At 40.3% G+C, this 703-nt stretch carries 2 protein-coding genes; one reads left to right on the top strand and one right to left on the bottom strand.

What is annotated here, in order from left to right:
* Positions 1-201 (top strand): alpha/beta fold hydrolase (locus AC0L3J_RS37200; protein ID WP_473350404.1); only part of this gene is annotated, 201 nt, incomplete at its 5' end.
* A 277-nt stretch (positions 202-478) separates the two neighbouring features.
* Here AC0L3J_RS37200 and AC0L3J_RS37195 read toward each other — a convergent pair.
* On the bottom strand, positions 479-703 hold a 225-nt coding region (locus AC0L3J_RS37195; protein ID WP_473350403.1), incomplete at its 5' end, for a DNA-binding protein.

Raw genomic sequence — 703 nt, 5'->3', positions numbered from 1 at the left:
GATCACCTGGAAAACTTCGTTAAGAGCCTGGAAGCTAATCCGAAACAGTTCCCGGATTTTGGCCCACGTCTGGCGGAAATCAAAGCGCAAACCCTGATTGTCTGGGGGCGCAACGACCGCTTTGTGCCGATGGATGCGGGTGTATTGATTCACTTGAAGTACGAAAAAAACCGGGAGGACATTGGATTATTCGGGATCTGATGGGATTAGATTTGGTGGGGCTTGCAAGCCTGTAGTGCAAATTTTAGTCGTTAATCAATGAAACGCGAAAGATAGTAAAAAATTGCTTTTGTTTCATTGAAAATACGAAAAACAAAAACACTGCAAATCATTTCAATAACAGCTTCAAAAAACGTTCAAAACCGATAACAACCAAGCTGTCACCAAATGACTCATATCACAAATCAGCTTATGCCGTTTAGGTATGTTACATGTGTGATTATGTGAGGTGAAGTATGTTTTAGCTGGTTCATGGTTGTTATACGGCTTTTTTTACCTCCTGTGGTTCCTGTGAAGGTACTACAACACTTTCCTGTTCATGAATCCCATACTTTGACAAAATCTCTTTGCGTTTTTCTTCAGGTAATGCATCTAGCATCATCAACGTCTGAATACTTTGCTGTGAAAATCCTATAAAGCTGTAAAGTTTCTGTTCATTAAATACAAGAGGCATTAACGCCAACAACCCCCCTTTACTTAAAAG

This window comes from Bradyrhizobium sp. Kon37 (assembly GCF_055807535.1).
Note: the sequence above shows the minus strand (reverse complement) of the source record. Positions and strands in the feature narration are given on the sequence as shown.